Raw genomic sequence first — 7,339 nt, 5'->3', positions numbered from 1 at the left:
AACGAACGAACGAACGAACGAACGAACGAACGAACGAACGAACGAACGAACGAACGAACGAACGAACGAACGAACGAACGAACGAACGAACGAACGAACGAACGAACGAACGAACGAACGAACGAACGAACGAACGAACGAACGAACGAACGAACGAACGAACGAACGAACGAACGAACGAACGAACGAACGAACGAACGAACGAACGAACGAACGAACGAACGAACGAAATTATACCGCACCGCAGCATAGCGAACCTAACCATCTGTCTGACGGTAACGGGCAGCAAGGGCTTCTCGGTGTTGATGACCGACACCTTGCCCGACTTGCACCTGATTGGCGATGCGCAATGCTTCCCGATGTTTCTCTACGAAACGGAGGAGTAAGCCTGATGAAAAACCGCCAAAACGAACTGTTTGCCGGAGAAAGCCTGCCTGAAAGTGCACAAGCGGCACCGAAACAGAAAAAGCTGGTGCGCCGCTCCGCCATTACCGACGACGCGCTTGCCCATTTCCGCCAGCCTTATGCCGCCGAAGATGCCGAAAAAGTCGGCAAAGAAGACATCTTCTATTACATCTACGGCCTGTTGCACAGCGAAGAATACCGCGAACGCTACGCCGATAATTTAAGCAAACAATTGCCGCGCATTCCGCGCATGAAGCATTACCGGGATTTCGCTGCCTTCACCCAAGCAGGCCGCGATTTGGCCGCACTGCATCTGAACTACGAAACCGTGCCGATGTATACCGGCGTCAAACTTTCAGGCAGCCTGAAAGGACTAAAACTCACTCCGCAGCAAATTATCGGTGGCGAAGACGAAGATTTCCGTGTGATAAAAATGAAATTCGCCAAAAAAGACGACAAAACCAAAGTCATCTATAACGGCAAAATCACGGTAGAAAACATTCCCGAAACTGCTCACGATTACATCGTGAACGGCAAGTCGGCAATCGAATGGGTAATGGAGCGACAAGCCGTTACCACCGATAAAAAATCGGGCATTACCAACGATGCCAACGATTGGGCACTCGAAACAATGGGTAATGCGCGTTATCCGTTAGAATTGTTGCTGAGGGTGATAACCGTGAGTTTGGCAACACAGAAAATCGTGAATGTTCTTCCCAAATTGGACATTGCATAAGCGTCATTGGAGTGCTTTGTTGAATCACAAGCATTTTTAACAAGATGTTGGGGCTACCTGAAAGCGGTGTTGTTTTCAGGTAGCCTGAATTATTGAAGAGAAGTTAAGAGAAGTTTATGAGACTGATTTTGGCGCCGATGCAGGGCCTGGTGGATGCCCCGATGCGCGATTTGCTCACCCGCATCGGCGGTTTTGACGAGTGCGTGACCGAGTTTGTGCGCATTACGCACACCGTGCATTCGCGTTCGACCTGGCGGCGCTATATGCCGGAAATCGAGCACGGCTGCCGCACGCCGGCGGGCACGCCGTGCACCTTGCAGCTATTGGGCAGCGATGCGGAAAATATGGCGGTGAACGCGCTGGAAGCGGTGCGTTTCGGGGCGGATAAAATCGACCTCAATTTCGGCTGCCCCGCGCCCACGGTGAACAAACATCAGGGCGGGGCGGTACTGTTGCGCGAGCCGGAGCGGATTTGCCGCATCGTGCAGACGCTGCGCCAAGCCCTGCCGCCAGAGATTCCGCTGACGGCGAAAATGCGCTTGGGTTATGAAGACAAAACGCTCGCCGTGGCGTGTGCGCAGGCGATTGAGGCGGGCGGCGCGGCGCTGCTCACCGTGCATGCGCGCACCAAGGTGGAGGGTTACGAGCCGCCGGCGCACTGGCATTGGGTGGCGCGCATCCGCGAGGCGGTGTCGCTGCCGGTGGTGGCCAACGGCGATGTGTTCAGTCTGGAAGATTATCTCACCATCCGCCGCGAAAGCGGTTGCGACGATGTGATGCTGGGGCGCGGTGCGGTGATGGTGCCCGATTTGGCGCGCCAGATTGCCCGCCATAACCGCGGCCTGCCGCCGAAAGCGGCGGATTTTGCCGAGGAGCGGGTGTGGATACGCCAGTTTTTCGATTTGTGCCGCAGTAAAGAGGAAAACGGAAAATATGCGGTGGCTCGCCTGAAACAGTGGCTGGGCATGATGAAAAAAGTGCGCCCGCAGGCCGGCGAATGGTTTGAACGCATCCGCACCGTTCGGGAGGCGGACGACGTAGCGCGCCTGTTGGCCGAAGAGGTGTGAGGCGCGGGCAGCGTGGCAGCACGCAGCAGGAGACAGCTGAGACCTTTGCAAACCCCCCATCTGCGGCGCATTTCTGCGTTGTGCGTTTATGCCCTATGGGTACTGCTCGCTCGCTTGCCTATCTAGATGATATGTCTGTCCCACGGGGATTCCTAGCGTTCACACTCGCTGTGCTGCTACGCCTTGAACTGCATCCACATCTGGGGTTTTGCAAAGGTCTCAGTCTGGAAACAACAAAACCCTGCATTGTAGCAATGCAGGGTTTCTGAAACTTGGTGCCCAGGAGAAGACTCGAACTTCCACACCCGTGAGGATACCAGCACCTGAAGCTGGCGCGTCTACCAATTCCGCCACCTGGGCAATTCATTTTTTGTTTTGTTGGCGCACTTGGGATGAAAAATCTTCTCTAAAGCAAATGATTGGTGCCCAGGAGAAGACTCGAACTTCCACACCCGTGAGGATACCAGCACCTGAAGCTGGCGCGTCTACCAATTCCGCCACCTGGGCTTTGCTTTAATGTGCGCTTTGCGTTAAAGTGCAGGCCTTTAACGAAAGACGCGCATTATATCGCCAATTTCGCAGTTGTCAATTATTGAAAAGAGAATATGAAGAAAAAAACCTCATTACGTCTGCAAGATCCTTATTTGGAAAGGGAAAAACAGCGTTATGAACACCCCTTGCCCAGCCGCGAGTGGGTGATTGAAATTTTGGAAGACCGCGGCGTGCCGGTGAAAACCGAGTCGCTGGCCATCTTGCTGGACATTCAGGAAGACGAGCTGCCTTTCTTCGAGCGCCGTTTGGGCGCGATGGCGCGAGACGGCCAAGTGCACATCAACCGCCGCGGCGCGGTGTGCGTGGCCGAAAAGCTGGCCATGGTGAAGTGCCGCATCGAAGCGCACAAAGACGGCTTCGGTTTCGCCGTGCCGCTCACGCCCGACGGGCAGGGTGATTTCGTGCTCTACGCCCGCCAAATGCGCGGCCTGATGCACGGCGACATCGTAACCGTGCGCCCGGCCGGCATTGACCGGCGCGGCCGCCGGGAAGGGCAGGTGCTGGACATCATCGAACGGGCGCAAAAAAACGTAGTCGGCCGCTTGGTGATGGAGCGCGGTGTGGCCATGTTGGCGCCGGAAGACAGCCGCCTGACCGACAACATTATTTTGGAACCCGATTCTTTGGGCGAAGCCCGCCCGGGGCAGGTGGTGGTGGCGGAAATCGACGTTTATCCCGAAGCCCACCGCCCAGCCGTGGCCAAAATCACCGAAATCCTCGGCAACTATGCCGACAGCGGCATGGAAATCGAAATTGCGGTGCGCAAACACCAACTGCCACACCGTTTTTCCGAAGCCTGCGCCCGCGCCGCTGAAAAAGTGCCCGCCCAAGTGCGCAAAACCGACCTCAAAGGCCGCACCGATTTGCGCGATTTGCCCTTGGTGACCATCGATGGCGAAACCGCCCGCGATTTTGACGATGCGGTGTATGCCGAAAAACAGGGCCGCAACTACCGCTTGGTGGTGGCGATTGCCGACGTGAGCCATTATGTGACACCCGGCAACCCGCTGGACGACGATGCGCTGGAGCGCGCCACCAGCGTGTATTTCCCGCGCCGCGTGATTCCGATGTTGCCGGAAAACCTGTCGAACGGCATTTGCTCGCTGAATCCCGATGTGGAACGGCTCTGTATGGTGTGCGACATGGTGTTTACCTATGCCGGCAACCTGAAAAGCTACCAGTTTTATCCGGCCGTGATGCGTTCGCACGCCCGCCTCACCTACAACGAAGTGTGGGATTGGATTGAAAACGGCAGCGATCATGCGCTCAAGCCGCAGATCGACACGCTCTACAAGCTCTATCAGATATTGCAGAAGAAGCGCAGCCAGCGCGGCGCGATGGAGTTTGAAACCACCGAAACCCAGATGATTTTCGACAAAAACGGCAAAATCAAACGCATCGTGCCGGTGGTGCGCAACGATGCCCATAAGCTGATTGAAGAATGCATGCTGGCGGCCAACGTTTGCGCAGCCGATTTCCTGCTGAAAAACAAACATCCCGCCCTGTTCCGCAACCATCTTGGCCCCACGCCTGAAAAGCTCGCCACTTTGCGCGAACAACTCGGCCTGCTCGGCCTCAGCTTGGGCGGCGGCGAGCAGCCTTCGCCGAAGGATTACGCGGAGTTATTCGCCCAAACCGAAAACCGCCCCGACCGGGAGCTGATCCAAGTGATGCTGCTGCGCTCCATGCAGCAGGCGGTGTACGAGCCGGGCAGCGAAGGCCATTTCGGCCTGGCGTATCCCGCCTACACCCATTTCACTTCCCCCATCCGCCGCTACCCCGACCTCACCGTGCACCGTGCCATCAAAGCCGTGCTTTCAGGTAGCCAGTATGTGCCGAAAGACTCGTGGCAAACCTTGGGCGCACATACCTCTTTCTGCGAGCGCCGCGCCGACGACGCCAGCCGCGATGTGGAAAACTGGCTGAAAACCTATTATATGCAGGACAAAATCGGCGAAGTCTTCGGCGGCACGGTCAGTGGCATGGCCGGCTTCGGCCTGTTTGTCACCTTAGACGGCATCCACATCGAAGGCCTGGTGCACATCAGCGATTTGGGCGAAGACTATTTCCACTACCGCCCCGAAACCATGAGCATCGAAGGCGAGCGCAGCGGCTTGCGCTTCCACATGGGCGACAAAGTGGTGGTTCAGGTAGCTCGCGCCGATTTGGACACCAGCAAAATCGACCTTACCTTGGTCAGCGGCGGAACCATCGGCCGCGCCGGCAAACGCCAGTCTGCCGCCAAAAGCGGCGACAAGCGAAGCAAAGCCGCCGGCAAAACGGCAGCGAAACATAGCACCGCCCAAGCCGGCAAAACCGGCCAAAGCAAGGACAAAAAACGCCCGCCCGCGCCGCCGCCAAAAGCCGGCGCAAAAAATAAGGCGGCCGGCAGATGAACATCACCGTGCTGGCCGTCGGTACCAAAATGCCGCGCTGGGTAGATGAAGCCGTGGCCGAATACGCCAAGCGTTTCGGCCGCGACGTGCGCTATGTGTTAAGAGAAATCAAACCGGAAAAACGCGGCGCCGGCGTAAATGCCGCCCAAGGCATGGCGGCTGAAGAAAAGCGCATCCTCGAAGCCCTGCCCGACGGCGCTTATTTGGTGGTGCTCGACGAACGCGGCAAAGCGCCTACCTCGGTGGAGCTGGCCGGCTACCTGAAAGACTGGCGGCAAAGCGGCGAGCATATTTGTTTTGTCATCGGCGGCGCCGACGGCATGACCGATGCCCTCAAACAGAAAGCCCGCCTGATGCTGCGCCTCTCCAGCCTTACCCTCCCGCACGGTATGGTGCGCGTGTTGCTGACCGAACAGCTCTACCGCGCCGTGTCCATATTGCACAACCATCCTTACCACCGTGAGTAAGCTGCGCACTTAACGGCCAACAAGATGAAAGGCTACCTGAAACCCGGTTCAGGTAGCCTTTCATGTTGCTTGGCCGATTAAAACCGCCGTTCCAGTTCGATAAAGACTTGGCTGTTTTTACGCTGTGCCCAAGTGTGGCTGCTGCGGATTTCCTGCCGCGACAGATTCAGCTTCGGCGTCATGCCCCAGATTGTCCAAGCGCGATGCCATACCGCGAGACCATATTGATATTCGCGGTCGCGCCGCTGCTGCAAAGGAAAGCCTTGCGCGGTCACGTTGAGCGACTCTCCTTTAAACCGCCGTTGGGCGACAGAGGCGGAAACGCGGGTGGAGAGACCGCCCAGCCAAGCCCAGTCGTGTATCCAACCGGCTTGCAGGCCGTAGCGGCGGTAGGCCGTATTATTGGCGCGGCCCTGAATGGTGCGTTGCTCGGGGAAGGCTTGATTGAAAAATATGCCGCCATAAAGCCCATCGCGGGCGCCGGCTTGCCAGTGGATGCCGGCACTCTGGCCGCTGTACCATCCGTTTTGCTGCTCCGCTTGCGGTGCATGGCGGTAATGGCGGCGGGTGATGTCGGCGGCAAGCGAGGCTTGCCAGCGTGCAGACAGTTGCCGCTGGTATTGCGCCCTGATGCCGTAGCCGTGCGCCCAAGTATCCATATTGAAGGTTTGTGTCTGTTGCGGCTTGCTGCCGCCCCAATTGTCGCTGCCACTCAAATCGATTTGGTAAAACGGACTGAGCAGCAAATCTTGCCGCGCATCTTGATACAGCCAACCCAAACCGATGCGGCCCTGCCCCCAATCGTAGGCCGATTTATTGCTCCAATAATGGGTTTGGCCGTCTGCGCGCGCTTCGAAAAACAAATTGTGGTGGCCGGCCAAGGGCACTTGCCGGCTGACGCGGATGCTGTATGCCAGGCCGGCGGCATTTTCCGAGCGCTCGCGGCTGCAGCCGATGATGCTGCAATGCTCTCTCGCCGCATTATTGATGTTGTCGTTGAATGCGGGCGAAACGCCGCCGTCCCACTGCCAACGCCGCCGGTATTCGGCGGCATTCAGATAGTGTTGGACGTTTTCGCCCACTTGGGGCGGCAGTCCCTCCTGCCGCCTGACCTCTGCAAACAGCTTTTCCGCTTCCGGCCATTGCTTGTCTTCGGCCAGCATGGCCGCCAAGTCCAAGCGCACTCGCACATCCGCCGGTCTTTCTGTCGCCAGTTGTTGGTAGACGGCAATCGCTTCGGCGTAGTCTCTGCGGAAGCGCGCCGCCATGCCGGTGGCGCGTCGGAGTAGATAGTCGTCGGCGCTGACGGTGGCGGCATAGACCGGCAGCAGCTCGTTTAACAGCTCGGGGTGTTGCCGGTCCAGCGCCGACTCGATCATTTCCGTCAGCAGTTGCGGGTAGCGGGCCAAATCGGCCGCCCTCAATACGGGGATTTCCTCGGCAGCGGTTTCATTGGCGTTTGGCACCGGAGCAGCGGCATCGGTGGGGGCGGCTGCGCTGATGGGCACAAGTAATGCCATCAGGGCGCCAAGCATGATGGAGTGGGTGTGGGTCATTTTGTTCATTTGGACAGGCCGCCGGGCCTGTCTTGGGTTTGGGGTGGTAGCATTTTCAGATGAAATAATAACAACTTTTATTTACATATAGAAGTAGATTTCGTTATAATTTTCAAAGTTTGTTAAGCAAGCCTTGCCCGTTTTGACGCTTGTCGAAACC

At 57.4% G+C, this 7,339-nt stretch carries 6 protein-coding genes and 2 tRNA genes; 5 read left to right on the top strand and 3 right to left on the bottom strand.

Annotated elements, in window-relative coordinates; all coding sequences use genetic code 11:
• From HMPREF9371_RS14035 to HMPREF9371_RS07405, 3 genes are all read left to right on the top strand, one after another.
• Positions 1–386, top strand: a 386-nt coding sequence (locus tag HMPREF9371_RS14035; RefSeq protein WP_415752581.1) for a type ISP restriction/modification enzyme, incomplete at its 5' end; no start/stop codon positions are given.
• Between the two features lie 5 nt (positions 387–391).
• On the top strand, positions 392–1,141 hold the full coding sequence (locus HMPREF9371_RS07410; RefSeq protein ID WP_009119406.1) for a type ISP restriction/modification enzyme: 750 nt from the start codon (positions 392–394) through the stop codon (positions 1,139–1,141).
• Between the two features lie 116 nt (positions 1,142–1,257).
• Entirely contained in the window at positions 1,258–2,208 is a 951-nt protein-coding gene (locus HMPREF9371_RS07405; protein ID WP_009119405.1) for a tRNA dihydrouridine synthase, read from the top strand.
• A 273-nt stretch (positions 2,209–2,481) separates the two neighbouring features.
• Here HMPREF9371_RS07405 and HMPREF9371_RS07400 read toward each other — a convergent pair.
• Both HMPREF9371_RS07400 and HMPREF9371_RS07395 read right to left on the bottom strand, forming a co-directional pair.
• A tRNA-Leu gene (locus tag HMPREF9371_RS07400) sits at positions 2,482–2,568 on the bottom strand.
• A 60-nt stretch (positions 2,569–2,628) separates the two neighbouring features.
• A tRNA-Leu gene (locus tag HMPREF9371_RS07395) sits at positions 2,629–2,715 on the bottom strand.
• A gap of 98 nt (positions 2,716–2,813) precedes the next feature.
• Between HMPREF9371_RS07395 and rnr the strand changes: the two genes are divergently transcribed.
• A complete protein-coding gene (gene rnr, locus HMPREF9371_RS07390; RefSeq protein ID WP_009119404.1) occupies positions 2,814–5,156 on the top strand; it encodes a ribonuclease R in 2,343 nt (780 codons plus the stop codon).
• Positions 5,153–5,623: a 23S rRNA (pseudouridine(1915)-N(3))-methyltransferase RlmH gene (gene rlmH, locus HMPREF9371_RS07385; RefSeq protein ID WP_009119403.1), complete on the top strand. Its 471-nt coding sequence runs from the start codon at positions 5,153–5,155 to the stop codon at positions 5,621–5,623. The genes rnr and rlmH overlap by 4 nt, the downstream gene beginning before the upstream one ends.
• A 77-nt stretch (positions 5,624–5,700) precedes the next feature.
• On the opposite strand, the gene HMPREF9371_RS07380 is transcribed toward rlmH, so the two are convergent.
• Positions 5,701–7,179: a porin family protein gene (locus HMPREF9371_RS07380; RefSeq protein WP_198003619.1), complete on the bottom strand. Its 1,479-nt coding sequence runs from the start codon at positions 7,177–7,179 to the stop codon at positions 5,701–5,703.
• Positions 7,180–7,339: the final 160 nt, after the last annotated feature.

Source organism: Neisseria shayeganii 871, assembly GCF_000226875.1.
In the GTDB taxonomy this organism is placed as follows: domain Bacteria; phylum Pseudomonadota; class Gammaproteobacteria; order Burkholderiales; family Neisseriaceae; genus Eikenella; species Eikenella shayeganii.
Note: the sequence above shows the minus strand (reverse complement) of the source record. Positions and strands in the feature narration are given on the sequence as shown.